General features: G+C 69.8%; 28 protein-coding genes. 20 read left to right on the forward strand and 8 right to left on the reverse strand.

From position 1 onward, the window contains the following. The first annotated feature begins 4 nt into the window (after window positions 1–4). Window positions 5–310: a YciI family protein gene (locus M9M90_RS15040; protein ID WP_254834034.1), complete on the forward strand. Its 306-nt coding sequence runs from the start codon at window positions 5–7 to the stop codon at window positions 308–310. Between the two features lie 252 nt (window positions 311–562). Further along, window positions 563–727: a hypothetical protein gene (locus M9M90_RS15045; protein WP_254834035.1), complete on the forward strand. Its 165-nt coding sequence runs from the start codon at window positions 563–565 to the stop codon at window positions 725–727. 30 nt (window positions 728–757) lie between these two features. Here M9M90_RS15045 and M9M90_RS15050 read toward each other — a convergent pair whose 3' ends face one another. Then, window positions 758–1,276 carry a GNAT family N-acetyltransferase gene (locus M9M90_RS15050; protein ID WP_254834036.1) on the reverse strand — a complete coding sequence of 173 codons (519 nt, stop codon included), beginning with the start codon at window positions 1,274–1,276 and terminating at the stop codon, window positions 758–760. Between the two features lie 128 nt (window positions 1,277–1,404). On the opposite strand from M9M90_RS15050, the gene M9M90_RS15055 reads away from it, so the two are divergent. Both M9M90_RS15055 and M9M90_RS15060 read left to right on the forward strand, forming a co-directional pair. Further along, window positions 1,405–2,202, forward strand: a complete 798-nt coding sequence (locus tag M9M90_RS15055; RefSeq protein ID WP_254834037.1) for an SDR family NAD(P)-dependent oxidoreductase — start codon at window positions 1,405–1,407, stop codon at window positions 2,200–2,202. A gap of 9 nt (window positions 2,203–2,211) precedes the next feature. Then, window positions 2,212–2,712, forward strand: a complete 501-nt coding sequence (locus tag M9M90_RS15060) for an ATP-binding protein (RefSeq protein ID WP_254834038.1) — start codon at window positions 2,212–2,214, stop codon at window positions 2,710–2,712. Here the strand turns inward: M9M90_RS15060 and M9M90_RS15065 are convergent. After that, window positions 2,709–3,338 (reverse strand): glutathione S-transferase family protein, encoded by a 630-nt coding sequence (locus tag M9M90_RS15065; RefSeq protein WP_254834039.1) that lies wholly within the window; start codon window positions 3,336–3,338, stop codon window positions 2,709–2,711. The two genes, M9M90_RS15060 and M9M90_RS15065, sit on opposite strands and share 4 nt — an antisense overlap. 197 nt (window positions 3,339–3,535) lie before the next feature. On the opposite strand from M9M90_RS15065, the gene greA reads away from it, so the two are divergent. Genes greA through M9M90_RS15085 form a run of 4 tightly spaced genes read left to right on the forward strand, consistent with a single transcriptional unit; the run spans window position 3,536 to window position 7,429 of the window. Beyond that, complete coding sequence (gene greA, locus M9M90_RS15070; protein WP_254834040.1) at window positions 3,536–4,009, forward strand: transcription elongation factor GreA; 474 nt, start codon at window positions 3,536–3,538, stop codon at window positions 4,007–4,009. 29 nt (window positions 4,010–4,038) lie between these two features. Beyond that, complete coding sequence (locus M9M90_RS15075; protein WP_254834041.1) at window positions 4,039–5,043, forward strand: mitochondrial fission ELM1 family protein; 1,005 nt, start codon at window positions 4,039–4,041, stop codon at window positions 5,041–5,043. A 45-nt stretch (window positions 5,044–5,088) separates the two neighbouring features. Next, a complete protein-coding gene (pseG, locus tag M9M90_RS15080) occupies window positions 5,089–6,144 on the forward strand; it encodes a UDP-2,4-diacetamido-2,4,6-trideoxy-beta-L-altropyranose hydrolase (protein ID WP_254834042.1) in 1,056 nt (351 codons plus the stop codon). A 34-nt stretch (window positions 6,145–6,178) separates the two neighbouring features. Next, the gene (locus M9M90_RS15085; protein ID WP_254834043.1) at window positions 6,179–7,429 is read left to right on the forward strand and encodes a flagellin modification protein FlmF; all 1,251 of its coding nucleotides are present in this window, start codon (window positions 6,179–6,181) and stop codon (window positions 7,427–7,429) included. Between the two features lie 3 nt (window positions 7,430–7,432). Here the strand turns inward: M9M90_RS15085 and pseI are convergent, their stop codons facing one another. Next, a complete protein-coding gene (gene pseI, locus M9M90_RS15090) occupies window positions 7,433–8,488 on the reverse strand; it encodes a pseudaminic acid synthase (RefSeq protein ID WP_254834044.1) in 1,056 nt (351 codons plus the stop codon). A 113-nt stretch (window positions 8,489–8,601) separates the two neighbouring features. Here pseI and trxB point away from each other — a divergent pair, with 113 nt between their 5' ends. The 4 genes from trxB (at window position 8,602) to M9M90_RS15110 (ending at window position 12,734) form a co-directional block, all read left to right on the forward strand. Then, entirely contained in the window at window positions 8,602–9,609 is a 1,008-nt protein-coding gene (gene trxB, locus M9M90_RS15095) for a thioredoxin-disulfide reductase (RefSeq protein ID WP_254834045.1), read from the forward strand. A gap of 58 nt (window positions 9,610–9,667) precedes the next feature. Beyond that, window positions 9,668–10,966: a UDP-N-acetylglucosamine 1-carboxyvinyltransferase gene (locus tag M9M90_RS15100; RefSeq protein WP_254834046.1), complete on the forward strand. Its 1,299-nt coding sequence runs from the start codon at window positions 9,668–9,670 to the stop codon at window positions 10,964–10,966. Window positions 10,967–10,988: 22 nt separating this feature from the next. Then, window positions 10,989–11,474 (forward strand): GNAT family N-acetyltransferase, encoded by a 486-nt coding sequence (locus tag M9M90_RS15105; RefSeq protein WP_254834047.1) that lies wholly within the window; start codon window positions 10,989–10,991, stop codon window positions 11,472–11,474. Between the two features lie 99 nt (window positions 11,475–11,573). Beyond that, window positions 11,574–12,734, forward strand: coding sequence for a Gfo/Idh/MocA family protein (locus M9M90_RS15110; RefSeq protein ID WP_254834048.1), 1,161 nt, complete (start codon window positions 11,574–11,576; stop codon window positions 12,732–12,734). Here the strand turns inward: M9M90_RS15110 and M9M90_RS15115 are convergent. Further along, window positions 12,710–13,477, reverse strand: coding sequence for a PIG-L deacetylase family protein (locus M9M90_RS15115; protein ID WP_254834049.1), 768 nt, complete (start codon window positions 13,475–13,477; stop codon window positions 12,710–12,712). The genes M9M90_RS15110 and M9M90_RS15115 overlap by 25 nt on opposite strands. Window positions 13,478–13,518: 41 nt before the next feature. Continuing rightward, a complete protein-coding gene (locus tag M9M90_RS15120) occupies window positions 13,519–14,757 on the reverse strand; it encodes a cell wall hydrolase (protein ID WP_254834050.1) in 1,239 nt (412 codons plus the stop codon). Window positions 14,758–14,859: 102 nt separating this feature from the next. Between M9M90_RS15120 and M9M90_RS15125 the strand changes: the two genes are divergently transcribed. From M9M90_RS15125 to M9M90_RS15145, 5 genes are all read left to right on the forward strand, one after another. Then, entirely contained in the window at window positions 14,860–17,232 is a 2,373-nt protein-coding gene (locus M9M90_RS15125) for a PAS domain-containing sensor histidine kinase (RefSeq protein ID WP_254834051.1), read from the forward strand. A gap of 157 nt (window positions 17,233–17,389) precedes the next feature. Then, window positions 17,390–18,472 (forward strand): quinolinate synthase NadA, encoded by a 1,083-nt coding sequence (gene nadA, locus M9M90_RS15130; protein WP_254834052.1) that lies wholly within the window; start codon window positions 17,390–17,392, stop codon window positions 18,470–18,472. Window positions 18,473–18,494: 22 nt separating this feature from the next. Further along, window positions 18,495–20,021, forward strand: coding sequence for an L-aspartate oxidase (locus tag M9M90_RS15135; RefSeq protein ID WP_254834053.1), 1,527 nt, complete (start codon window positions 18,495–18,497; stop codon window positions 20,019–20,021). Beyond that, complete coding sequence (gene nadC, locus M9M90_RS15140; RefSeq protein WP_254834054.1) at window positions 20,018–20,863, forward strand: carboxylating nicotinate-nucleotide diphosphorylase; 846 nt, start codon at window positions 20,018–20,020, stop codon at window positions 20,861–20,863. The genes M9M90_RS15135 and nadC overlap by 4 nt, the downstream gene beginning before the upstream one ends. Before the next feature lie 57 nt (window positions 20,864–20,920). Next, window positions 20,921–21,136 carry a hypothetical protein gene (locus tag M9M90_RS15145; RefSeq protein ID WP_254834055.1) on the forward strand — a complete coding sequence of 72 codons (216 nt, stop codon included), beginning with the start codon at window positions 20,921–20,923 and terminating at the stop codon, window positions 21,134–21,136. A gap of 22 nt (window positions 21,137–21,158) precedes the next feature. Here M9M90_RS15145 and M9M90_RS15150 read toward each other — a convergent pair whose 3' ends face one another. After that, the gene (locus tag M9M90_RS15150) at window positions 21,159–21,791 is read right to left on the reverse strand and encodes a dihydrofolate reductase family protein (protein WP_254834056.1); all 633 of its coding nucleotides are present in this window, start codon (window positions 21,789–21,791) and stop codon (window positions 21,159–21,161) included. Between the two features lie 123 nt (window positions 21,792–21,914). Next, window positions 21,915–22,601, reverse strand: a complete 687-nt coding sequence (locus tag M9M90_RS15155) for a DJ-1/PfpI family protein (RefSeq protein ID WP_254834057.1) — start codon at window positions 22,599–22,601, stop codon at window positions 21,915–21,917. 80 nt (window positions 22,602–22,681) lie between these two features. Here M9M90_RS15155 and M9M90_RS15160 point away from each other — a divergent pair, with 80 nt between their 5' ends. After that, entirely contained in the window at window positions 22,682–23,623 is a 942-nt protein-coding gene (locus M9M90_RS15160) for a GlxA family transcriptional regulator (protein WP_254834058.1), read from the forward strand. A 175-nt stretch (window positions 23,624–23,798) separates the two neighbouring features. On the opposite strand, the gene M9M90_RS15165 is transcribed toward M9M90_RS15160, so the two are convergent. After that, complete coding sequence (locus M9M90_RS15165; RefSeq protein WP_254834059.1) at window positions 23,799–24,863, reverse strand: cell wall hydrolase; 1,065 nt, start codon at window positions 24,861–24,863, stop codon at window positions 23,799–23,801. Between the two features lie 297 nt (window positions 24,864–25,160). On the opposite strand from M9M90_RS15165, the gene M9M90_RS15170 reads away from it, so the two are divergent. Beyond that, a complete protein-coding gene (locus M9M90_RS15170) occupies window positions 25,161–25,343 on the forward strand; it encodes a hypothetical protein (RefSeq protein WP_254834060.1) in 183 nt (60 codons plus the stop codon). A gap of 232 nt (window positions 25,344–25,575) precedes the next feature. Further along, window positions 25,576–25,983 (forward strand): hypothetical protein, encoded by a 408-nt coding sequence (locus M9M90_RS15175; protein ID WP_254834061.1) that lies wholly within the window; start codon window positions 25,576–25,578, stop codon window positions 25,981–25,983. Window positions 25,984–26,074 lie beyond the last annotated feature (91 nt).

The raw sequence follows: 26,074 nt of genomic DNA on the forward strand, positions 1-26,074 counted from the left end.
CCCCGTGGCGTTCTTTCTCGTGACCATGACCCACCCGGACGGCGACGGTTGGGGGCGACACGTGATCGCCCACGTCGATTATCTGAGGGGCCTTATCGAGGCCGGAAAGATCCGGGCCTCCGGTCCGGTCTCCGGGCTGGGCAAGCGTGCCGGATTCATCGTCATGACGGTCGATGATATCGAAGAGGCCAGGCGCCTGGTCGCCGAGGATCCGTTCGCGACGGAAGGCCTGATCGACGAACTGACGATCCTGGAGTGGGATCCGATGTTCGGCGCCTTCGCGACGGAATCCAGTCGAGCGCGAAAGTGAGTTCGGGAGCCTGAGGTTGGGCATCGCGGCAATCCGGCAACTCACGGCGCACGCCCTCGTGAATGGCCGAGCTTAAGACTCTGATTGACCAGCAGGTTTTGCGAGCGCACCCTTTGCGTGTCGCCTTGCTTCGGCAGGCGCGTAGTGGGCGAGCTCCGGCGGCCCCTGATGACCAGCCGGAAGGCCCACTTGGGCGCCTGTCGCAGTCTGGCGGAGGACGTGTCCTCTTGAACAGTATGCGAAGGAAACGCCATGCAATCCGGACACCACGAGGGTGAGGTCCACCACCACAAGAACAAGCACCTGCTCGAGCGCTTCGAAGGCTACACGGACTTGATCATTGTGGGCATGATCATCGCGCTCGGGGCGGCCATGCTGGTCGGTCTCCTGACCGCCAACGGCAAGGTGACCTGGTAAGCGTCAGGATCCCGCGAGACGCCGGTCTGGTCAGAGCGCCCTAGCCAGCACCAGATCGTCGTACTCGTTGGCGCCCACGCGGAATTTCCTGACGCCCGCCTCGACATAGCCTTGGCGGGCATAGAAGGCGATTGCGCGTGAATTCCCACCGAACACGCCCAGCAGCATCCGGGTGAAGCCGCCCTGCGCCGCGGCGTCCATCGCCGTGGTCATCAGCTTGGCCCCGAGCCCGGTCCCGTGGAACCGGTTCAGCAGATAGATGCGCTTCAGCTCCACGTCCTTCTCTCCGGTCGGCACCGGCAGGTCCGGAGGCGTCAGGGCCGCGTAGCCGACCACGGCCCCGCCCTCGTCCATCTCCGCCGCCCACAGGCTGTAGCCGGACTTGGCCAGCCAGGCCGCGTACAGCGCCTCGCCGTGCTCGCTCTTGCAGTGGCTGACGATGTCCGCCGACGGCAGCACGCCGGCATAGGTCTCCAGGAACGTCGCCTGGCCGACCAGGGCCAGGGCCGCCTCATCGCCCGGGCGACAGGCCCGGATGGTGATGCCCATGAACGCTCTCCCTACTGGCGGGCTCCGCGGCCCGAATCTAAGCGACGCGGCGTGAGGCTGGCCCCGATCGAGGAGCTAGGCTAGGCGTAGAGCCAACTAAACAACGATCACCCTTGGGAGGGGGAACCATGGCGGGACGGGTCGAGGGCAAGGTGGCGCTGATCACCGGCGGGGCGAGCGGCATCGGGCGCGGCTGCGCCGAACGCTTGGCGGAGGAAGGCGCGACAGTGGTCGTGACCGACCTGCAGGACGAGCTGGGCGCGCAGGTCGTCGAGGCGATCCGCGCCGCCGGCGGGAAGGCCGGCTACCTGCACCACGACGTCACCGCCGAGCAGCCCTGGATCGATGTGATCGCCGCCATCAAGGCCCAGCACGGCCGGCTGGACATCCTGGTCAACAACGCCGGCATCGGCATTTCGGGCTCGGTCCTGGAGATGTCCCTCTCCGACTTCCAGAAGCAGACCGCGGTCAATCTCGACGGCGTCTTCCTGGGCGTGAAGCACGCCATCCCGCTGATGCGCCAGGGCGGCGGCGGCTCGATCATCAACATGTCGTCGGTGGCCGGACTTAAGGGCTCGGCGATCCTGGCCGGCTATTGCGCCACCAAGGGCGGCGTGCGGCTGTTCACCAAGGCCGTCGCCATGGAGTGCGCCAACGCCAAGGACGGCGTCCGGGTCAATTCGGTGCATCCGGGCATCATCGAGACGCCGATCTGGGACTCGATCATGGGCACCGGCGAGCCGGGCGACAATGCGCGGCCCCCGCGGCCGGTGGTGCTCGACGCCATGTCCGCCGAGGGCGTGCCGCTGGGCGTGAAGGGCTATCCGCTGGACATCGCCAACGGCGTCCTGTGGCTGGCCTCCGACGAGAGCCGCTATGTGACCGGCGCCGAGATCGTCATCGACGGCGGGCTGAGCGTGAAGTAGTCGGGCGGCATGACCGCCACCCTCCACGTCGTCTTCGGCCCCTCCGGCGCCGGGAAGTCCACCTACGCCCAGGAACTCGCCCGCCGCGAGCCGGCCGTCCATTTCGCCCTCGACGACTGGATGGCGCGCCTGTTCGGCGCCGACATGCCCGAACCGCTGGAGTTCGAGTGGATGATGGAGCGGGTCGAGCGCTGCGAGGCGCAGATCTGGTCCACGGCGGCGGCCACCATCGCGACGGGCACGTCGGTGGTCCTCGACCTGGGACTCATGCGCAAGGCCGACCGCGCGCGGGTGGCCGAGATCGCCCAGGCCGTCGAGTTGCCCCTGCAGTTCCACTTCGTCACGGCGCCGGCGGCGGTGCGGCGCGCGCGGGTGATGGCGCGCAACGAGGTCCGCGGCAAGACCTTCGCCATCGAGGTGAACCCGGAGATGTTCGAGTTCATCGAGGGGGTCTATGAGGCGCCCGACTCGGCCGAGCTGGCGGGCTGCGTGGTGTCGGAGAGCGCCTAGGTCCCGGCGAACAGTTTCGCCGGCCAGGTGGCGTCGGCGGCGCGCTGATACGCCGGGCGGCGCGCCAGGCGGGCGTTGTAGTCCATCAGGGCAGGAAGCTCAGGCAGGTCCTTGCGGTATAGGGCCGCCGAGAGGGTCGATCCCAGCATGACGTCGGCGGCGGTGAACCGGGTTCCCAACAGGTAGTTCCGCCCCTTCAACGCCCCCTCCATCACGCCCAGCATGTCGTCGAAGGCGCCGAAGCCGGTCTCGGTCCCCGGCAGGTCGATATGCTTGGGGTGCAGGCTGATCAGCGGGTCCAGCACCGCCGTCGAATAGACCATCCATTTCAGGTACGCCCCGCGGTCGGCGTCCTCAATCCGCGGCGCTAGCCCGCCATAGCCGTAGCGGTCGGCGAGATAGATGCAGATGGCCGGGTTCTCGCTGACCACGACCTTGCCGTCGGTGACGGTGGGCACCTTTCCCGAGGGATTGAGCTTCAGGTATTCGGGCTTTTTCTGGTCGCCCTTGCGGATGTCCACGGTCTCGACCCGGAACCGAACCCCCAGCTCTTCCAGCAGCCAATAGGCGGTGAAGGCCCGGCTGGCCGGCGAGTGATAGAGGGTGATCCCGCGCTTGAACGTCATGCTAGGCCTTTCAGACTTGCCGTCTATCTAGGTTGGCAGCAGACTGGGCGCCAGACGGCGGTATTCGTCATCTCGCGCCATGTTGCATCGCACCCCTTGAGTTATTCTGGGCAAGCTTCTATCCTCTACCCCCCCGGACGCCTGCGCCCGCGGCCGGCAACGAACACCTCAAGGGCGAACCCGAGTCCCCATCTACCATGGAAAAAGTCCCGATGACCGCCGAGGGCTGGAAGGCTCTCGACGACGAACTAAGGCGTTTGAAGACCGCTGAGCGCCCCGCTGTGATCGCGGCGATCTCGGAAGCGCGCTCGCATGGCGACCTTTCCGAGAACGCCGAGTATCATGCCGCCAAGGAACGCCAAGGCTGGATCGAAGGCCAGATCGCCGACATCGAAGACAAGATGGCGCGCGCTCAGGTGATCGATGTCTCCAAGCTGTCCGGCAGCCAGGTGAAGTTCGGCGCCACCGTCTCCGTGGTGGACGAGGACACCGAGGAAAAGGCCCGCTACCAGATCGTTGGCGAGCACGAGGCCGACGTGAAGAAGGGCAAGATCTCGATCCTGTCCCCGCTGGCCCGCGCCATGATCGGCAAGGAAACCGGCGACGTCGTCGAGGTGCACACCCCCGGCGGCGGCAAGGCCTACGAGATCACCAAGGTCGATTGGGCCTAGCGCCCGGCTCCGGCCCGGGGGCTTGCGACGTGGCGACACCCGCAACCGAACGTCCGTTGATCGTCTGGGCCGTCTCCGACGGCCGTGCCGGCATTGAGGCCCAGGTCACCGGGCTGGCCGGCGCCGTGGCCGCGCGCCGCAAGGCCAAGGTCGTGGTCAAACGGGTCGGCTGGAAGGGCAGGATCGGCCGTCTGCCCTGGTGGCTCAACCTGCTGCCGCAACGCTTCCTCACGCCGGAAAGCGAGATCGCGCCCCCGTGGCCCGACATCTGGATCGCCGCGGGCCGCGCCACCCTGCCGCTGTCGCTGCGCATCAAGAGTTGGTCGGGCGGCCGGACCTTTGTGGTGCAGATACAGGACCCGCGCCTGCCGCCCTCCAAGTTCGACCTGGTGATCCCGCCCAAGCATGACCGGCTCGCCGGCGACAACGTTTTCCCGATCATCGGCTCGCCCGGCCGGGTGAACGCCGACCGGCTCGACGCCGACCTCGAACGCTTCAAGGGCGTGCTGGGGCCCCTGCCCCGCCCCCGCGTCGCCGTCGTGATCGGCGGCAAGTCCAAGGCCCACGACCTGTCGCCGATCCGCGCCGCAGCCATGGCCCGCGAGATCGAGTTGCCGGTCATCCAGGAGGGCGGCTCGGTGATGGTCACCTTCACCCGGCGCACCCCGCCCCAGGCCCAGGCGATCCTGGCCTCGCGGCTGCGGCATCTGCCAGGCGTGATCTGGGACGGAACAGGCGAGAACCCCTATTTCGCCTACCTGGCCGCGGCCGACTACATCCTGGTCACCGAGGACTCCACCAATCTGGCCACCGACGCGGCCTCCACCGGCAAGCCTGTCTTCATCCTCAAGATGGACGGCGAGAGCCTGAAGCTGCGTCGCTTCCACGAGGATCTCGAGCGGATCGGAGCGGCCCGCCCGATGGGCGACGCCTTCCACAGCTGGACCTACGAACCCCTGGCGGAGACCGACCGCGCCGCCGCCGAGGTCCTGGCCCGCCACGACGCCTGGAGGGCCGCGCGGCCCGCGCTGTAACGCCGCCTTTCCACAGCGAAGGTTTAGGCCTCCCATGGCTGCGAGATGATTCTCCGCCCGCGCATCCTGTTCATCGCGAACGCCGGCCCTGACGTCGGGGGCGGTCACGTGATGCGCTCCCTGACCCTGGCCCGCGCGCTGATCGCCAAGGGCGCGGCGTGCGCCTTCCTGGCGACGCCGCCGGTGGCCGCCGTGCTGGACGCCTTCGGCCCCGACATCGACCGCGAGGAGGCCACCGGCGTCGACGCCGAGCACCTGGCCGACGCCGCCACCGGCGTGCAGTTCGACGCTGTGGTGTTCGACCACTACGGCCTGGCGCGCGCCGAGCACGAGGCCGTGGCCCACGGCCGCCCGACCCTGGTGATCGACGACCTGGCCAACCGCCCCCTGGCGGCTGACCTGGTGCTGGACTCCGGCCCCGCCCGGGTGGCGGCCGACTATGCCTTCTTCGCCGACCAGGCGCGCCTGCTGCTGGGGCCCGACTACGCGCCGGTGCGTCCCGAGTTCGCCGCCCTGCGCGAGGAGGCTCTGGCCCGGCGCGGTGGCCCGGTGGCCCGCGTGCTGGTGGCGCTGGGCCTGACCGACATCGGCAAGATCACCGCCCGGGTCGTCGACCACCTGCGCCAGCGCAACGGCCAGGTGGCCCTCGACATCGTGCTGGGGAGCGGCGCCGGCAGCCTGCCCGGCCTGCGCCGCGTGGCCGCCCACGATCCGCGCATCACCCTGCATGTGGACACCCAGGACATGGCGGCCCTGACCGCCGCAGCCGACGTCGCCATCGGGGCGGCAGGCTCCACCACCTGGGAGCGCTGCGTGCTCGGACTGCCGTCGGCCCTGCTGATCCTCGCCGACAACCAGCGCCCGGCGGCCCTGGCCCTGGCGGCCCGCGACGCGGCCCTGGTGGTCGACGCCCAGGACGCCGACTTCGAGGCCGTGCTGGACCGGGCCATCGTGCGCCTGATGTCGGACGCCGCGACCCGCGCGCGCCTCTCGGCCGCCAGCGCCGAGGTTTGCGACGGCCTGGGCGCGGCGCGCGCGGCCGAGGCCTTCATGGAAATCATCGCCACCCCGCGACAGCCTGTCCCAGGCGACCGGTCTTAACCAAGTCTTGGCAATGGCCGCCTCACCCTGAGGCATGGCCCAGAGCTCCACGAAGGTTCGGATCGTCGGCGGCGGACTGACCGGCGTGCTCGCCGCGCTGCAGGCCCACAGCCTCGGCTGGCGCGAAATTGAACTGCACGAACGCTTCGGCGAACTCGGCGGAACGGACCTGCCCCGGCGCGATCACGGTTTGGAGCTGTGCTGCCGGCCGCACCGGTTCGGCGCTCCCGGCGACCCGGTCCGAGCCCTGCTTGAAGCCCATGGCCTCGCCTTCGAGGACGCCGAGAACCGCGCGGGCTCCGTCAGCCCGACGCCCTGCGGCGACATGGCGGTGACCCATGACTTCTCCGGCCCCGCCCTGCGCACCCGCCAGATCGCGCTGTCGGCCCCGACCGGCGACAGCCTGGCCGACCGCCTGCGCGCCTATCCCTCGGACATCGCCCAGCCCCTGACCCGGTATCTGCAATGGCGGCTTGGCGCCTGGCTGGACGAAGTCCACGCCGCTGCGGCGGTCGGGCTTGGCGTCGACCAGGTGTTCCCCACCGGGGTCGATGTCGCCGACCTGGCGCTGGCCCGCCGCGCCTGCCCGCTGCACGCCGAGCTCTACGCCATCCCGCGCACCCTGTGCGGACGCCTCGACGACACCGTGGTCGGGGTCCCGACCGGCGGGGTCTCAGGTCTCTTCGTGGGGGCGTACCGCGCCCTGGAGCGGCTGGGCGTCTCGATCAAGCTGAACAGCCTGGTCTCGCCGGGTCAGGCGCTCGCCGCCGGCGACGCCCTGGTCTGGACCGCCGATCCGACGCCCCTCTTCGCCCTCGCCGGGCTCGAAGCTCCGCGCCAAGTGGGCAAGAGCCTGGCTACCCATGTCTTCAAGGCCCGCTACGCCGGTCCCGTCCCCTTCCTGCTGCGCAACTTCACCGCCCAGGGCGCGGTCTGCGAGATCCACCTCTACGAGAGCCGCGGCCAGGTCCTGCTGACCGCCCGCTGCGTGACGGAGGCCTCCGACGCCGACCTGCGCCGGGAGATCCACCGGCTGATGTCGAGCTTCGGCGGCGCCTCGCTCAGCCTCGGCGAGCAGATGTTGAGCATGGTGGGACCTCAGGAGTCCTGCCCTACGATCGACGGGGCGCGGAAGCTCAAGGCCATGTGGATCGGCTTGCAGCGCCGGTTCGGCGCGGGCTTCGTCGACGCCGGCTGGGCCTGCGCGCACGCGGGCGAACGCCTCGACAGCATCGCCACGGGCCTCAGCCAGGCCCGCGAGACGCCCGAGACGGTCGCCGCCTAGGCGTTAGCCGACCATGTCCCAGGCCAGGGGCTCGCCGCGGACCAGGTCGCGCTTGGCGGGCTTGCCCAGCACCTCGTCCAGATGGGCCGGAGCAAGGCCGTTGCCGGGCCGGATCGAGCGGATGTTGGTCCGGCTCAGGGTCTCGCCGGCCTTGACGTCGGCGGTCACGTAGAGCGAGCGGCGGAACTGCAGCGAGCCGCGCTCCGAACCCAGGATGTCGTAATGGGCCCGGCCCAGGGACTTCCAGGCGTCCTTGCAGTCGCGCACCAGGGCGGCGAACTCGGCGGGCTCCAGGCTGAAAGCGGCATCCGGCCCGCCGTCGGCCCGAGCCAGGGTGAAGTGCTTCTCGATCACGCAGGCGCCCATTGCGATCGCCGCCACCGAGGTCGCCGTGCCCGGCGTATGGTCCGACAGGCCGATGGGGCTGGCGAACCGCGCCGCCATGTCGGCCACCGTGCGGACATTGGCGTCCTCGAAGGTGGCCGGATAGCTGGACACGCAGTGCAGCAGCACCACGCCGGGCGCCCCGGCGGCCAGGGCCGCGTCGCGGGCGGCGGCCATCTCGGCCTGGTTGGCCATGCCGGTGGAGATGATCAGCGGCTTGCCCTTGGCCGCGGCGTAGCGGATCAGCGGCAGGTCCACGGCCTCGAAGGAGGCGATCTTATAGGCCGGCGCGCCGAGGCCAGCCAGCAGGTCCACCGCCGTCTCGTCGAACGGGCTGGAGAAGATGGTCACGCCGCGCTTGTGGGCCCGCTCGAAGATCGCCGCGTGCCATTCGTAGGGCGTCTGGGCCTCCTGGTAGAGCTCATAGAGGCTGCGCCCGTCCCACAGCCCGCCGTGGATCCGAAATTCCGGCCGATCGACATTCATGGTGATGGTGTCGGCCGTGTAGGTCTGAATCTTGATGGCGTCGCAGCCGGTGTCGGCCGCCGCATCGACCATGAGCAGGGCGCGGTCCAGGCTGCCGTTGTGATTCCCCGACAGCTCGCAGATGACATAGGGCTCGTGGTCCGGCCCGATCTTGCGGCCGGCGATCTCGATCTCGGGAGCGTATGACATGTACGGACTCGGCGTGTGTTTGCCGTACAATAGACTGGCCACTTGAAGGCTGCGTTAACCAACCGCGCCCCGAGCCGGTCGCAACGCGCCAGAATCTCACCTACATAGACGCGATGTCCCAGAACGCTCCCCGCACCACCCGCTGCCTGATCCTGGGTTCCGGCCCGGCCGGCTACACCGCCGCCATCTACGCCGCGCGCGCCTTGCTCAATCCGGTGCTGATCGCCGGCATTCAGCCCGGGGGCCAGCTCACCATCACCACCGACGTGGAGAACTATCCGGGCTTCGCCGACGTGATCCAGGGCCCCTGGCTGATGGAGCAGATGCAAGCCCAGGCCGCCCATGTCGGGACCGAGATCATCAACGACATCGTGCTGAAGGCCGACCTGTCGCAGCGCCCGTTCCGGCTGGAATGCGACTCGGGCGACGTCTGGCTGGCCGAGACCCTGATCATCGCCACCGGCGCCCAGGCCAAGTGGCTGGGCCTGGAGAGCGAACAGAAATTCCAGGGCTTCGGCGTCTCGGCCTGCGCCACCTGCGACGGCTTCTTCTATCGCGGCAAGGAGGTCGTGGTGGTCGGCGGCGGCAACACCGCGGTCGAGGAGGCCCTGTTCCTCACCAACTTCGCCAGCAAGGTCACCGTGGTCCATCGCCGCGACGAATTCCGCGCCGAGAAGATCCTGCAGGAGCGGCTGTTCGCCCATCCCAAGATCGAGGTGATCTGGAACAACGCCATCCACGAGGTCACCGGCGCGACAGACCCCATGGGCGTCACCGGCGTCAAGCTGAAGAGCACGGAGACCGGCGAGATCCGCGAGATCCCGGCCGACGGCGTGTTCATCGCCATCGGCCACGCCCCGGCCTCGGAACTGTTCAAGGGCCAGTTGGAGATGGACTCCTCGGGCTATCTCGACGTGAAGGCGGGTACGGCCTCGACCGCCATTCCCGGCGTGTTCGCGGCGGGCGACGTCACGGACGACATCTACCGCCAGGCCGTCACCGCCGCCGGCATGGGCTGCATGGCCGCCCTGGAGGCCGTCCGCCTGCTGGCCGAGGAAGACCACGAGAAGGCCCACCGCCCGCTCAGCCGCGCAACGACCGAGAAAATCGGCACTTGGTGAGCGCCCGTCAGGCGCTAAGTTCGCTGACATTCCCCCTTAGACGAGGCCGCGCGCGCCCATGACGAACCTGATCGTGCGAGGCGGCCGCGCCTTGCGGGGCGAGATCACGCCCTCCGCCAACAAGAACGCCGTGCTGCCGGTGCTGTGCGCCACCCTGCTCTCCGACGAGCCGGTGACCCTCCACCGCGTTCCGGACATAACAGATGTCCGTAAGCTGCTGGAATTCTTCAGGAATCTCGGCAGCAAGGTGGAGATGGATTTCGACACCGGGACCTTGGTCCTGCACCACGGCGGCGACCTGGATCCCAAGGCCGCGCACCTGCCGCTGGGTATGCGCTCCTCGATCATGCTGATCCCGGCCCTGCTGCACCGCTTCGGCCGCGCCAGTCTGGAGGAGGACGTCACCGGCTGCACCCTGGGCGCCCGAGAGATCGATCCGCACATCGACGTGTTCCGCGCCTTCGGAGCCCAGGTCGTCAGCGACGCGACCTCCATCGTCATCACCTCGCCCAAGGGCTTCTCGGCGGTCCAGCACTGGCTCGACTACGCCTCGGTCACCACCACCGAGAACTTCGTGCTGTGCGCGGCCACCGCCAAGGGCCGCTCGCGCCTGACCAACGCCGCCTGCGAACCGCACGTCCAGGAATTCTGCGACTTCCTGGCCCGCATGGGGGCGAAGATCGAAGGGGTCGGCGGATCGCGCGTCGACGTCGAGGGGGTCGACGACCTGGGCGGGGTGGAATTCACCTTCGCCGACGACTTCCACGAGGTGGCGACCTTCCTGGCCATGGGCGCCATCACCGGCGGCGACATCGCCGTGCGCAACGGCTCGGTGGAGCAGTTCCCGCTGCTAGATCGCACCTTCGCCAAGTTCGGGGTGGAGATCACCCACGCCGACGGCTGGTCCCGCGCCCGGGTCGACGGCCCGCTGAAGGTGCGCGAACCCTTCACGTCCAACATCCTGACCAAGGTCGAAGCCGCCCCCTGGCCCTATGTCCCGGCCGACCTGCTGCCGATCTTCGTGGCGCTGGGGGTGCGCGCCGAGGGCCAGGTGATGTTCTGGAACAAGGTCTATGAGGGCGCGCTCGGCTGGTCGTCCGAACTGGGCAAGTTCGGGGCCCACTCCCTGCTCTGCGACCCACACCGGCTGATCACCTTCGGCGGCAAGCCCCTGGTCGCGGCCGAGGTCGAGAGCCCCTACATCATCCGCGTGGCCATCGCCCTCTTCATGCTGGCCGCCAGCATCGAGGGCGAGAGCACGATCCTCAACGCCTCCCCCATCCAGCGCGCCCATCCGCGCTTCGTCGAGAACCTCAACGCGCTCGGGGCCGACGTGAGCTGGGTGGCGGGCGACTAGGCCGCCGCGCTATGCTGGCGGCATGATCCGCCATGCCCGCGCTTCCGACCACCCCGCCATCCGAGAGGTGGTCGCAGCAGCTTTCGCCAAGACCGACGAGGCCGACCTGGTCGAGCGCCTGCGCGACTCCGGCGACGTGGTCTTCGAGTTGGTGGAGGAAGACGCCGGTGAGGTCGTCGGCCATATCCTCTACAGCCGGCTGTGGGCCGACAGCGCCTATCTCTACGCCGCCCTGGCTCCCCTGGCGGTTCGCCCCGACCGCCAGAAGGACGGGGTCGGCAAGCGGCTGATGAAGGCGTCGCTGGAGACCGCGCGCGAGTTCGGCGCCCATGCGGTCATCGTCCTTGGCCATCCCGCCTACTATCCAAAGTTCGGCTTCACCGCCGAGGCGGCCAGGACCGTCACCTCGCCCTATTCCGGCAGCCCGGCCTTCATGGCCATCGCCCTGGAGGACGGCGCATTGGATGTTCCGGTGACCGTCGCCTATCCGGAAGCTTTCAACGGCTAGCGTCAACGTCCCTTCTCCCGCAAGGGGAGAAGGGACGCCAGCCCCTGGCGGTCTGCGCCCTTCCCGCTAAGCTTGGGCCTCGAGATCGGAGCCCGGCCCATGAAGACCTATCGCATCGGCGTCATCGGCCTGGGCCAACGGATCGCCCATGTGCTGGCCGCCATGAAGGAGGTCGGCTGGAACCTGGAGGTCGCCGCCCACGCCGATCCTGCCCCGGTGGGCGCGCCGATCCTGGCGGCGGCTGGCATCGACGCGGGCCGGGTCTGCGCCGACGTGCCCGAACTGCTGGCGAGCGGACCCTTCGACCTGGTGATGATTGGCACGCCAAACCACCTGCATTTCGAGCATCTCAACCTGGCGCTCGACGCCGGTTTCCCGATCTTCGCCGAGAAGCCCATCGTCCGCACCGAGGACGAGACCCTGGAGCTCGCCGCCCGGCTGGCCAAGGGCGGCGCCCCGCCGTTGTTCATCGGCCTGGTCATGCGCTCCATGTCGATCGTGCGCGAGACCATCGCCCGGGTGGACGCCGGCGACCTGGGGACCCTGGTCTCCATCGACGCCACCGAGCACCTGCCGCCCGAGCACGGCGGCTACCTGGCCCGCAACTGGCGGCGCAAGCAGGCCTATGGCGGCTCCTACCTGCTGGACAAGGTCTGCCACGACTTCGATATCTTCGGCCGGCTGGCCGGGGGCCGCCCCGCCAAGGTGGCGAGCTTCGGCGGCCGGGACATCTTCACCCCGGCGCGGGCCGACGCGCCTCGGGTCTATAGCGACGGCCAGGCCGCCTATGCCCTGCGCGAGGCCGGCTGGGCGGGCGCCAATGACGCCTTCCAGTCCGACATGGACGTCACCGACCACCAGACGGCGCTCGTCCAGTACGAGAACGGCGTGCGGCTCTCCTTCCACGCCAACAGCCACGTGGCCCTGCCGGAGCGGCGCTGGTACCTGGCGGGGACCGACGGCACCCTGATCGCCGACCTGGTCCGCAACAAGCTGATGTTCCGCAAGGCCATGGACCGCGGCAAGCCCGAGCGGATCGAATACGGAAACCGCACGGAGGACAGCCACAACGGCGCCGACCAGTCCATGGCCCGCGACCTGCTGGCCGCCCTGGAGGGCCGCGACGCCTTCCCGGTCACGCCCTTCGACTCCATGGAAGCCGGGCTGACGGTCATGGCCATAGACGAGGCCATGGCGCGCGGCGAGATGCTGGACTGTGCTACGATGTGGGCCCGCTACGACGCCGCGCGAGGCGCCTGAAGCAGCGCCGCGCCCACCAGTTCCTGCAGCAGTGGCGTCGCCGGATAGGGATGGTGCCGGTACTGACGAAAGCCCTCCGCCATCTCGGTCCCGAAGTCCCCGCCACGCCGGCGGCACCAGGCCTCCATCGACTCGAGTTGGTCGGGCACCCCGTGCTGGCGCGCGACCCAATCGACCTGGCTGACATGGGCGGCCAGCATGGCCCGCTTGATCTCGAATACCGGGGCGATATCGACCCCGAAGTCCGGCACGATCCGCACACCCTCCCGGTTCCGACCGCCGATCGGGTCCATGAAATAGAGGTGCGGTATGCCGGTCAGGGCCGCCGATGGGCCCGTGCGGTAGTTCGGCACCGAGGCCGCGAAACAGGCGTCGCGCACCAGCTGGCTCACCGCCTCGTGGTCGGGATGATAGTCGGCCGGCGAGGCGGTCAGCACCACGTCCGGCGCGGCCCAGCGCACCAGTTCGGTGACCCGCCGCCGGGTCGGATCGTCGTTGAACACGCAAAGGTCGCCGACCTCGCCGCACCGGTATTGGGCCTCGATCAGGGCGGCGGCGGCCGTGGCTTCGGCATGGCGTGTGCGGGCGGTCTGCGCCTGGTCCATCTCCGAGGAGCCGAGGTCGCCCGCGGTGACGGTGGCGATCTTCACCGCATGGCCGAGCCGCGCCAGCAACGCGAGCGTCCCAGCGCCCAGGGTTTCGATGTCGTCGGGATGGGCGTGGATCGCAAGGACGCTGGCCATGCTGACGAGCCTCGCCGTGGCGGCCGGCGCCGTCAATCGGCCTATTGCAGGGCCGCGCCGTCCTGTCCGTCGCTGGCGGGCGCGGCGGCCGTAGGCGCGGGCGGCGGCGACGCGCGCTCCATCGCCGCGAGGGAGGCGTTGATTTCCTTGATCTCCGAGGCGCTGGGCTTGCGGCGCGGGGCGTAGAGCGTGCCGAGGACCCGCGTCTTCTCGCCGCCGGCCGCCGAGGCGTCGGCCACGTTATAGGTGCGCACCTCGCCGGCCACGGCCAGGGTCACCTGGCGGCCGCCGCCGATGCCCAGGGCCTCGGGATCCAGGCCCTGGGTGCGCTGGTCGATGCCGCCCAGGATGGTCGGCGAAATATAGGCCTCGCCCCCGGCATAGCGTCCGGTGAAGGCCGCCGGTTCGCCCCAGGGGCCGGTCCAGCGATAGAAGATGTGCAGGCCCACCTGCTTCATCTTGACCAGGGTCGGGGCCCAGTACGGGGCGACATAGCTGGCGTGATAGTGGGTCGCGGAGCCCACGGCCTTGACCACGTGGCCGTCCAGGGCGCGCTTGGCGATCTGCTGGGCCTGGCGCCAGAGACTGGCCTCCGGCGCATAGGCCAGCGAGCCGTCGCAGGTGAAGCTGAACTGGCAGCCGGTAGCCCGCGCCGAACCCTGGTAGACCACGGCGCAGATCGATTTCGGATAGGCCGGATGGCGCATGCGGTTCAGCACCACCTGGGCCACGGCCTCGCGGCCGAGCAGGGGTTCGCGGGCGCTCTCGTAATAGACCGCCTGGGACAGGCAGCGTAGCGCGCGGGTGCGGTCGGCGCTGTCGGCCTTGAGGTGGAACGGCTTCATCGGCCGGATCGGCAGCTTCGAAAACGACCGCAGCTCGTTGATTTCTTCGGCCGTTTCCGGAATTTCCGTATTCAGCCCGAGGTTCGGCACCTCGTCCAGGTTCAGCGTGGTCCAGCCGATCGGCCGACCCCAAAGGTCGGCGTGGCGGCCGATATCGTGCCGGTTGGCCACCGTTAGCATGGCCGGGTCCATTTCGCCCTTCAGTCGGGTGATGGATCGATAGGAAAGAGGCTGCGCCTGGGCCCCGAGGGTAGGCGTCCGCGCCTCGGCCCGCGACGCTGTATAGGCGTCCACGCAGCCCCATAGCACGGCCGCGGTGGCGATGATCGCCATCGCCGCGGCGGTCCAGGACTTGTGTGACGCAAGAGATTTCACGGCGTGGATAGTGTTCCAGAAAGGTATGGGCGTGAGCATCTGCAGCACGAACCGGGCCAAAATAGGGTTCTTGGCCGAAGATATCGAGTGTTGCCTGCAGTCACGCAGCCTCGCATGCTCACGCCGCCGGCTCGCATTCGAGGTCGGTCCTGGGAGCTTCCCTTGCCGCTGACCCCCGTCGAGTGGCCGCTTCGGCTCGTTCCAAGGCGCTCGCCGCCCCTCACCAGGGCCGCGGCGATCAGCATCGCGGCCCTGGCGGCGGCGATCACCATCCGCGGCGCCATCCTCGGCTGGGACAATGCGCTTGGGCTGTCGGTCACCTATTTCCCGGCCTTCATCGTCGCGACCCTCTATGCCGGACAAGCCTGGGGATGGAGCGCCCTGGGCTTCGCCCTGCTCGCAGGGTTGCTTGCGCCCAACATCTTTCCTGTCGGCGTGTCGGGCACAGCGGTCGCCGTGATGTTCGCTCTCTCCGGCGCGGTGACCGTCGCCGTGGCCAGCGCCCTGCGCAGCGCCCTGTTGCGGCTGGGCGAGGCCCAGGTGGAGCTCGACGCCAGCGAGGCGCGCCTGCAACTGGCGCAGGACGCCGGCGACGTCGGCCTGTGGAGCTGGGACCTGGTGACCGGCGAGGGCCGCTGGTCGCCGACATTCTACAAGAACCTCGGCCTGCCACCGGACAGTCCGGCGCACATGGACGCGGTCCTGAAGGCCATCCACCCCGACGACCGCGAGACCGTGCGCCTAAGCAACCTGGAGGCTGTCCGTGTCGGGCGGATGAATCCCACCGAATACCGGGTGATCTGGCCCGATGGCCAGGTCCGGTGGCTGCTGACCCGCGGGGAGATGTTCCGCGACGACCAGGGTCGCTTGGTGCGCTCCGTCGGGGTGAACATCGACATCACCGAGCGCCGGCTGGGTTTCGAGCGTCTCCGAGAAAGCGAAGAACGCTTCCGCGCCCTGGCCGACAGCGCCCCTGTTCTGCTTTGGGTCTCCAAGACCGACGGCAAGCGTGAGTTCGTCAACCAGGCCTATGTCGACTACCTGGGTGTCGCCTACGACGACGCGATCAATTTCGACTGGCGTCAGCGGCTGCACGAAGACGACCTGCCGCGCATCCTCAAGGAACAGGTCGCGGGCGAAGCCTCGCGAGCGGCCTTCGCCCTGGAGGCCCGCTATCGGCGCGCCGACGGCGAATGGCGGTGGATCCGGTCGATTTCCCAGCCGCGATACGGCCCGACCCAGGAGTTCATCGGCTTCATCGGCATCGGCTTCGACGTCACCGACGCCAAGCAGGCCGAGGCCGACCTCGTGCGGATCAACGACCTGCTGGCCGAGCGCGTCGAGGCCGCGCTGGCCGAGCGCGACGCCGCCGAGGCCCAGCTGCGGCACGCCCAGAGGCTGGAGGCGGTGGGTCAGCTCACCGGCGGGGTGGCCCACGACTTCAACAACCTGCTGACGGTGATCATCGGCGCCCTGGACCTGATGCAGCGCCATCCCGAGGACGCCGTCCGGCGCGAGCGCATGGTGGAGGCGGCCCAGAACGCGGCCCGGCGCGGCGAGCGCCTGACCCAGCAGCTGCTGGCCTTCTCGCGGCGGCAGGCGCTCAAGCCCGAGGCGGTGAGCATCGACCAGCTGGTGGCCGAGAGCGAGCCCCAGCTGCGCCGTGCGGCGGGAGATACCGCGATCCTGACCGTGTCGCCGGCCGCCGGAGAGGCGGTGGCGATGATCGACCCCAGCCAGTTCGAGGCCGCGCTGATGAACCTGGTGGTCAACGCCCGCGACGCCGTCGACCAGGGCGGCGCGATCCATGTCGAAACCGCCACCTGCGAACTGGCCGAGGGCGAAGCGCCCGAGATGGCGGCCGGCGCCTATGTCTGCGTGACCGTTCGCGATACTGGGGCCGGCATGACGCCCGACGTCGTCGGCCGGGCGTTCGAGCCCTTCTTCACCACAAAAGAGGTCGGCAAGGGCACGGGCCTGGGCCTCTCCCAGGTCTACGGCTTCGCCCGCCAGAGCGGCGGGGGGGTGACCATCGACACCGCGCCCGGCGAAGGCGCGGCGGTGCGCTTCTACCTGCCCCGTGTGAGCGGGTCGGCCGAGACGGGCGCGGAGACCACGGCCGAGGCGGAGCCGCAGGCAGCGCCGACCGATTTCCCCGCCTTGACCATCCTGCTGGTCGAGGACGATCCGGAAGTCGGCGACATGGTCGCGGCCATGTTGGTCGAGGTCGGCCACGACGTGGTCAGGGCTGACGGCGCCGCCGCGGCGCTCGACCTGCTGCAGGGCGGTCAGGCGGTGGACCTGATGATCACCGACCTGGTGATGCCGGGGCCGAAGTCGGGGGTGGACCTGGCGCATGAGGCGGTCGCGCTACGACCTGGCCTGCCGGTGATCCTGTCCTCGGGCTACACCGCCGAGGCGATGAAGTCGGCCGATGGCGCGCCCTGGCCCTTGCTGCGCAAGCCTTACTCGGCCGAAATCCTGGCGCTGGCCATCCGGCGGGCCATGAAACGCGCCTCCGAAACAATTTCGTGACAACGCGTGACTTGCCGAAGGCCGAACGCGGGTCTATATGTTCATCATCGGTTTTGCTCATGTTGAGCATAATCATGACGCCGACGGGGCGCTGCAGACATCCCGCGGCGTTTTTTGAGGCCGATGAAATGCTCATTGTGAGCATAAGGAGGACGCCATGGCTGACGGATCGCAATTCGCGTTTACGCCTGCTGTCGAAGCCGCCACCCTTCCCCTCTGGGAAAAGGTGAAGCGCCACGTCACGCCCATGGAGTGGCGCCTCCAGGCCCCGCTGATCGCCGAGATCAACCGCCTGAAGCGGGAGAAGAACGCGGTCATCCTGGCCCACAACTACATGACGCCGGAAATCTTCCACGGGGTCGGCGACTATGTCGGCGACAGCCTGGGCCTGGCCAAGGAAGCCGCCAAGTCGGAGGCCAAGATCATCGTCCAGGCCGGCGTGCACTTCATGGCCGAGACCTCGAAGATCCTGTCGCCCGATAAGACGGTGCTGATCCCCGACCTGCGCGCCGGTTGCAGCCTGGCCTCTTCGATCACGGGCGCCGACGTGCGCCTGATCAAGCAGCGCTATCCGGGCCTGCCGGTGGTGACCTACGTCAACACCACCGCCGACGTGAAGGCCGAAACCGACGTCTGCTGCACCAGCGCCAACGCTGTCCAGGTGGTCGAGCACGTGGCCCGCGAGTGGGGCGTAGACCGGGTGATCCTGATCCCCGACGAGTTCCTGGCCCGCAACGTCGCGCGTCAGACCACGGTCGGCATCATCGCCTGGAAGGGCCGCTGCGAGGTGCATGAGCGCTTCAACGCCGCCGACATCCTGGAGCTGAAGGAGGCCTATCCCGACGCCCAGATCCTGGCCCACCCGGAGTGCCCGCCCGAGGTGCTGGAAGTCGCCGACTTCGCCGGCTCCACGGCGGCCATGACCAACTACGTGATGACCAAGAAGCCAAAGCAAGTGGTGCTGATCACCGAATGCTCCATGGCCGACAACGTGGCCATCGACGCGATCGAGACCGAGTTCGTGCGTCCCTGCAACCTGTGCCCGCACATGAAGCGGATCAGCCTGGAGAACATCTACGAGGCCCTGGTGAAGAACCAGTACGAGGTGCTGGTCGATCCGGCGATCGCAGAGCGGGCCCGCCTGTCCGTCCAGCGGATGATCGACCTACCCCCGCCCCTCGTCCCGGCGCGCTACGACCTGATCAAGGCGCGCCACCATGTCGACGTCGAGCTGATCTGAGCTGAGGCGACAGGAGGTCCCCATGGACCGTATCCAGCATGACGGCGTCCTCATCGTGGGCGCCGGGCTAGCCGGCCTTTCGGCCGCGCTCGCCGCCGCGCCCCGCAAGGTCCTGGTGCTCACCGGGGCGCCGTTGAACCACGGCTGCTCCTCGGCCTGGGCCCAGGGCGGCATGGCCGCGGCCCTGTCGGCCGACGACACGCCCGCCCTGCACGCCGCCGACACCGTGGCCGCCGGGGCCGGCCTAGTCGACGCCGACATGGCCCGCCTGCTGGCCGAGGAGGGCCCGGCCGCCGTGCGCAAGCTGGCGGCCATGGGCGCGCCCTTCGACCGCGACGCCCAGGGGGAGTTCGCCACCAGCCTGGAGGCCGCCCACAGCCGCGCGCGCGTCGCTCGGGTCAAGGGCGACCAGGCCGGTCGCGCCATCATGGACGCGGTGGTCAAGGCCGCGCTCTCGGCCCGTCACATCCAGGTCCGGGCCGGCGCCCGGCTGCGCGGCCTGCTGCAGGACGCCGAGGGAACCGTGCGCGGCGTGGTGGTCGAGCAGGACGGCCGCCTGATGGAGATCACCGCCGCCGCCACCATCCTGGCCACCGGGGGGGTCGGCGGGCTCTACGCCGTCACCACCACCCCGCCGGAACTGCGCGGCGAGGGCCTGGGCCTGGCCGCCCTGGCCGGCGCCCAGATCGCCGATCCCGAGTTCGTCCAGTTCCACCCCACCGCCATCGACATCGGCCGCGATCCCGCGCCGCTCGCCACCGAGGCCCTGCGCGGCGAGGGCGCCAAGCTGATCAATGCGGCGGGCGAGGCCTTCATGGCCGGCTATCATCCCGACGCCGAGCTGGCTCCGCGCGACGTGGTGGCCCGCGCCATCCATGCCGAGCGCGAGGCCGGCCGCGGCGCCTTCCTCGACGCCCGCGCGGCGGTGGGCGATCACTTCCCCGAGGAGTTCCCAGCGGTGTTCGCCGCTTGCCTGTCCGGCGGCATCGACCCCCGCGTCCAGCCGATCCCGGTTTCGCCGGCCTGCCACTACCACATGGGCGGCATCGTCACCGACGCCCACGGCGCCACCAGCCTGCCCGGCCTATATGCGGCCGGCGAATGCGCCTCGACCGGTGTGCACGGCGCCAACCGCCTGGCCTCGAACTCGCTGCTGGAGGCCGCGGTGTTCGGAACCAGAGCCGGCGAGGCCGCCCGCGACGCGCGCGATCCGGGCACCCGCCCCCTGCGCGCCATGGCCGCTCCCGACCTGCCCGAGGCCGCCATCGCCCAGCTGCGCACCGCCATGAGCCGCGACGCCGGCGTGGTGCGGGACGCCGCGGGCCTGACCCGGCTGCTGGCCGAGATCGACGCCCTGGAGACCGCCCACGGCCGCGCCCCGGCCCTGGTCGCCGCCCGGCTGGTGGCCAGCGCGGCGCTGGACCGGAAGGCCAGCCTCGGCGCCCACTTCCGCGCCGACGGGGTCGCGGAGGGTGAGCGCCGCCGCACCTTCATCACCCTGCCGACCGCCAACCGCATCGCCGCCGTCGCCGCCGTCGCCGCCGAATGACCCCGCCCATTCCGGACCTGCTGATCGAACCCGTGGTCCGCGCGGCGCTCGCCGAAGACCTTGGCCGCGCCGGCGACGTCACGGCCCAGGCCTGCATCGCGGCCGAGGCACGGCTTACGGCGGTGTTCGCGGTTCGCCAGTCGGGCGTCGTGGCAGGCCTGGCCTGCGCGCGTCTGGCGGTGGCGGCGCTCGATCCGACCGCCCGCTTCGAGATCCTGGCCGCCGACGGCGACCGGGTGGACCCCGGCGCCGTCCTGGCCAGGGTCGAGGGAAACGCCCGCGCCATCCTCTCGGCCGAGCGCACGGCGCTCAACCTCCTGGGCCGGCTTTCGGGCGTGGCCACGCTCACACGGGCTTATGTGGACGCCGTGGCCGGGACCAAGGCTCGCATCGCCGACACCCGCAAGACCACGCCGGGCCTGCGACACCTCGAGAAGTACGCCGTGCGTTGCGGCGGCGGCCTCAACCACCGCTTCGGCCTGGATGACGCCATCCTGATCAAGGACAACCACGTGGCCGCCTGCGGCGGGGTCGGCGAGGCCCTCAGGCGTGCGCGGGCCGCCGCGGGCCACCTGATGAAGATCGAGGTCGAGGTCGACGGCCTGGACCAGCTCGAAGAGGCCCTGCCCTTCGCCCCCGACGTCATCATGCTGGACAATTTCAGCCGGGACGACCTCGTCCGCGCCGTAGCGTTGGCCGCCGGTCGCGTCGTCCTGGAGGCTTCGGGCGGCGTCAACCTGCAGACCGTCCGCAGGATCGCCGAGAGCGGGGTCGATGTTATCAGTGTCGGCGCCCTGACCCACTCTGCCCCAGTGCTGGATATCGGCCTGGACGCGGCGTAGCCGTAGGAACCGGGCCGATCGAGGCGGGTTCCTTCCCCACATGGAAGGAGCCCCCACATGACATCCAAGGCGCCCCCGATCCCGAAGGAACAGCAGTCCTTCCGCGGCGAGAAGCCCGACATCGCCGGGTCCACCCACGGCCGACGCGACGAGAAGACCGGCCTGCAATCGACCGAGCCCGGCGACGGCGACGTCAACCTCGAGCAGCAGGGCCGCCAGGGCAACATCCACCAGAACGTCGACACCGTGCACGCCAAGACCCAGGACCGCTGAGCCAAGCCTGCCGGCCCGACGGTCAGCGCGTCAGTACGAGGTGGGTCGCCAGCGCCGTTGGGACCGTCTCCGTCACCCGATAGCCAAGGCCGGGCAGGTCGATGCCTGCGAACAGGGATTCACCGCGGCCCAGAACGACGGGCGACAACGCCAGGTGCATCTCGTCGATCGCCCCTGCGAGCAGGTACTGGCGGACCGTCGAGACGCCGCCGCCGATCTTCACGTCCAGGTCGCCCGCCGCGGCCTTGGCCTGGGCGAGCGCCGCCTCGATCCCGTCGGTGACGAAATGGAAGGTCGTCCCGCCCTCCATCACGATGGGCGCCCGGGCGTGGTGGGTGAGGATGAAGCTCGGCGCGTGATACGGGGGATTGTCGCCCCACCACCCCTTCCACACGTCGTCCGGCCATTCGCCGCGGGTCGGGCCGAACATGTTGCGGCCGAGGATGAAGGCGCCGAAGCCTTCCGCCGTGGCGCGGGCGAAGCGATCGTCAGTCCCGCCTTCTTCCCCGATCATCGAACGAAAGGTCCGGGTCGGGAAAAACCAACTGTGCAATTCCTCGCCCCGTTTGCCGAGCGGATGCTCCAGGCTCTGGTCCAGGCCGGCCCCGAAGCCGTCGGTGGACACTCCGAAGCCCGCTACGCGCACCTTGCCCATGGGGACTCCATCTGAATGTGAACTGCAACCGGTCGAGTTTACCGGACCGGCTCATGTGGCGCCTGGTGATGATGGCGGCCGGCCAATGAAACGCGGCGGCCGGCGGCGCAGGACTTAACCGGCCTAGGCTGGTTGCAGGCGGTCGGCGGCCTTCTGGGCCGCGTCGGCCCGGGCCTGCTTGCCCTGGTCAAGGAAGGCCCTGGCCGTGGCCAGGACTTCGGGGCTGGCCAGCTCCGGCCGGCCCGACTGGAAGGGCGGCGCGGGAGCGTATTCCAGGCTGAGCTGCAGGGTCTTGGCGAAGTCCTCACCGGCCAGTTCGGCGACCATGACGAAGGCGAAGTCGAGCCCCGCGGTCACCCCGCCCCCGGTGATGATGTTGCCGTCGCGGACCACCCGGCCCTCATCGACGATTGCGCCGAAGGGCAGCAGCAGTTCGCGCCAGGCCCAGTGGCAGGCGCTGCGCTTGCCGCGCAGGAAACCCGCCGCAGCTAGGATCAGCGAGCCCGTGCACACGCTGGTCAGATACTTGGCGCCCGTTCCGAGCCGGCGGATTTCGGCCATGAAGGCCTCGTCCAGCATGGCGTCGGTGGTGCCGAAGCCGCCCGGCACGCACAGCACGTCGCAGTGCTCGACCTTGGAGAGGTCGGCGAGGTTCCCGAAGGTCAGGCCGTCGGCGGTGATGTCTCGGGCGCCCATGGAGGCCACCGTCACCCTCGCGTTCGGCAACCGGCACAGCACCTGGTGCGGCCCGGTGAAGTCCAGGTGGGTGACGTCCGGATAGAGCGGGATGACGATCTGCAGTTCGGCCATGGAGGCCTCCTCCGATTTGACGAGGCATGGTGCGCGGCCTAGCGTGCGGCTGAAATGACAATCTTCCCTCGGAAACTGCCATGCCGCGCAAGATAGGCGTCCTGATCTTCCCGAACTTTCAGATTCTCGACGCGGCGGGGCCCATCGCCGCCTTCGAGATCGCCGATCGCTATTCGCCGGGCAGCTACGAGATCGAAGTCATGGCCATGGAAGCGGGGCTGGTGACCTCCTCGTCGCGCGCCGCCATGGCGGCAGAGGCCCTGAGCGACCAGCCGTTGGACACCCTGATCGTATCTGGTGGAGATGGGACCCGCGCGGCGATCGTCCAGACCACGCTGCTCGACTGGGTCCGGACGGCGTCGGGCCAGGCGCGGCGCACGGCCAGCGTCTGCTCGGGCGCCTTCCTGCTGGCGGAGGCCGGCCTGCTGGACGGCCGGCGCGCCACCACCCACTGGCAGCGCTGCCCGGACTTCGCGCGGCGCTATTCCGCCGTCAGGCTGGAGCCCGACCGCATCTTCGTGCGCGACGGCGATATCTGGACATCGGCCGGGATCACGGCAGGGATCGATCTCGCCCTCGCCCTCATCGCCGAGGACCTGGGCGAGCCCATCGCCCGCGCGGTCGCCCAGCAACTGGTGGTCTATCACCGTCGGCCGGGCGGCCAGTCGCAGTTCTCGGCCCTGATCGAAATGGGCGGCCAGGGCGGCCGCTTCGCCACGCTGCTGGACTGGATGCGCGAGCGCATCGCCGAGCACCTGCCGGTGGAGCGCCTCGCCGACCGCGCGGCCATGAGCCCGCGCCACTTCGCCCGTGCCTTCGCCGCCGAGACCGGCCTCACCCCGGCCAAGGCGGTGGAGCGGCTGCGGCTGGAGACCGCCCGCGAGCGGGTGGAGAGTTCGTCGGAGCCGATCGACCGGGTGGCGGAAAGCTCGGGCTTCGGCGATCCCGAGCGGATGCGCCGCGCCTTCCTGCGCGCCTTCGGCCAACCGCCTCAGGCGCTCAGGCGGGCGGCAAGAGCTTAGCGCCCCTCAGATCCTCCCCCAGCGCGCAGCGCGATTTGGGGGAGGTGGCGCTCGAAGCGAAGCGAAGAGCGACGGAGGGGGTTGAAGCGCTTAAGAGCGCGTCAAAGTCCCCCTCAGTCGGCCATTCGGCCGACAGCTCCACCAGAGGGGGAGCATCTGGTCGATGTTCGCAGACCTAAGAGGGCGTCGAAGCCTGCGGCTTGGACGGGGTCGGCGCGCTGGCGGGCGTCACCTTGCCTGCGGTCGGCTCGGCCTTGACCGTGTCCGGCGTGGCGGCTGGCGTCTCGGTCTTGGGCTCGACGATCACCGCCGAGGACAGCCGCAGTTCGCCGGCGATTTCGGTGGGCGCCGGGATCCCCGGCGCGGAGGTGAAGCTCGCATAGGTCGGGTCGGCCGCAAGTTCCGGCGCCGGAGCCTTGCGGCCCTGGGCATAGGAACGCCCCGCGTCACGGCCAAAGCGATAGAAGACGTGCAGGCCCACCTGGGCGGTGCGCAGCATGCGCGGGCCCCAGTTCGGCGCCACGTTGGTGGTGTGGAAGTGGGTCGAGTCGCCCACGCTCGCCATCACCACGCCCGACAGAGCCTTGGCCGCCACCCGCTGGGCGCGGAGCCAGGCCCCGGCCTCGCGGCCCCGGCGCATGGAGCCGTCGCAGGCGAAGCTGAACTGGCAGCCGCGCGCTCGCGCCGCGCCTTGGTAGACCACGCTGCAGACGCTCTTGGGGAAGGCCGGGTGGCGCACGCGGTTCAACACCACCTGGGCCACGGCCGCCTGGCCGGCCGGGGTCTCGCCTCGGGCCTCGAAATAGACCGCCTGGGTCAGGCACTCCAGCTCGCGGGAGGCGCTTAGCGCGCCGGACGGCTGGAACGGCGCGGCGGGACGGACGAAGGCCGCGCGCTGCTTGAGGGGTTGCGGCGCGACCGGCGCGGCGTCCAGCCGAGCGGCCAGGTCGGCGCTCTGACGGTCGCGCTCGACGGCCTCGGTCGTGGTTAACGGGTCGTGGCGCCGCGCCACGCGCAGCACCCCCGGATCCATGGCGGCGGCTTCGCGCTGCAACACGGATTCGGAGAAGCCGCCGGCGGCGGCCTCGGCCAGGCGTTCAGCCCGGGCGTGGTCGGAAGCGGCGCTGGCCATGCCGCCGGCCATGTAGGCCGCACCGAGTGCGAGGCCGATGCCGGAGCCGATTAACGCAGCGCTGATTGACGCACGCCGATCGGCGCGCGCCTTGATACTGAAATGCAAAGGAAATCTAGTCCCGTGTGACGAGGGCGGTCGCGCCCCCAGACATCGTCGTCACAAGGCCCCTGCTCATGCTGGCGGCGTTGTGACCAGAGCCTGTCCGATTACACGTGGAGTGGCAGGCTACGGCGAAGTTGATGTGCTTCTGACAGGCTTGGCCACGAACCGCAAGCTTATATTGCAGTGCAGCATGATATATTTCCGTGGGTTAAGCTTAACGCGCAGCTTTCGAGGCCCTCGGGAACCTCCGCCTTAGCCCATCGTTTCCCTTGCTACGCTTGAAGCTTCTGGAGCCAACCTATGCGCAAGACCCTGACCCTGATCGCCGCCTCGGGCCTGGCCCTCACCCTCGCCGCTTGCGGCCATAATGTGGAACAACGCGCCGCTACGGGCGCGGCCGCGGGGGCTGTGGTCGGCGGTCCGGTCGGCGCCGTCGCCGGCGCGGCCGTGGGCACAGCGGTCAGCAAGGCGACCGACAAATAGCGACAGGGCCCTCGCCCGCCAGGCGAGGACCGCGGGGCGCCCTCGCCTCCCCGGGATAGTCCGGTTGGGTCATGCGGGCGTCCAGGCGCTCCTCCAGACTCGCCTCCATTCAGGAAGCGGGTTTTGGGGGAGTTCGCCGTGCTTCACGTCACCATCGCCGTGGCGGTGCTGATCGCGGTCGTCGCGATCGCCGCCACGGGGGCGCCGTATTTCTGACCGCTAGATTCTCCCGATGTTGAAACAGGCGGTCGCAGTTCTGATTCTCGCCGTCGCGGGCCTGCCCGCCCAGGCCGCGCCCGCGGCCGGTTGGCGCGTGCAGCAGGCCTGCGCGATGCAGCGCTACCTGCGCGCCACCCCCGCCTTCGCCAGCGCCTGGGGCCGCGACGCGGCTCAGGTCTCCCTGGGCTCCGGCAGCCCCGCCCTGCGCCGCCGCGACGATCCCGAGGCGCGCGCCCGCTTCGACACCGCCATGCGCTCCGGCCGCGCCTTCGCCGACCGCGCCGCCGCCCAACTGGCCGCCCGCGAGGGGATCAGCCAGGAGGACGCCACCCGCCGCATCGGCGCCGACCCCGGCCCCTGGCCGGCGGTGACTCCGGTCAAGTGCGAAGCCCTGGAGCGCCGGGCCGAAACCAAGCGCTAGGTCCTCCCCAGTCAGCTTCCAAGGGGGGAGCATCTGGCAGGCGTCCCGCCACCCTGCTGACAGGTTTGGGATCACGGCGCGCTAGCATCGC

Origin of the sequence: Phenylobacterium sp. LH3H17 (assembly GCF_024298925.1) — a bacterium.
Classification (GTDB): Bacteria; Pseudomonadota; Alphaproteobacteria; order Caulobacterales; family Caulobacteraceae; genus Phenylobacterium.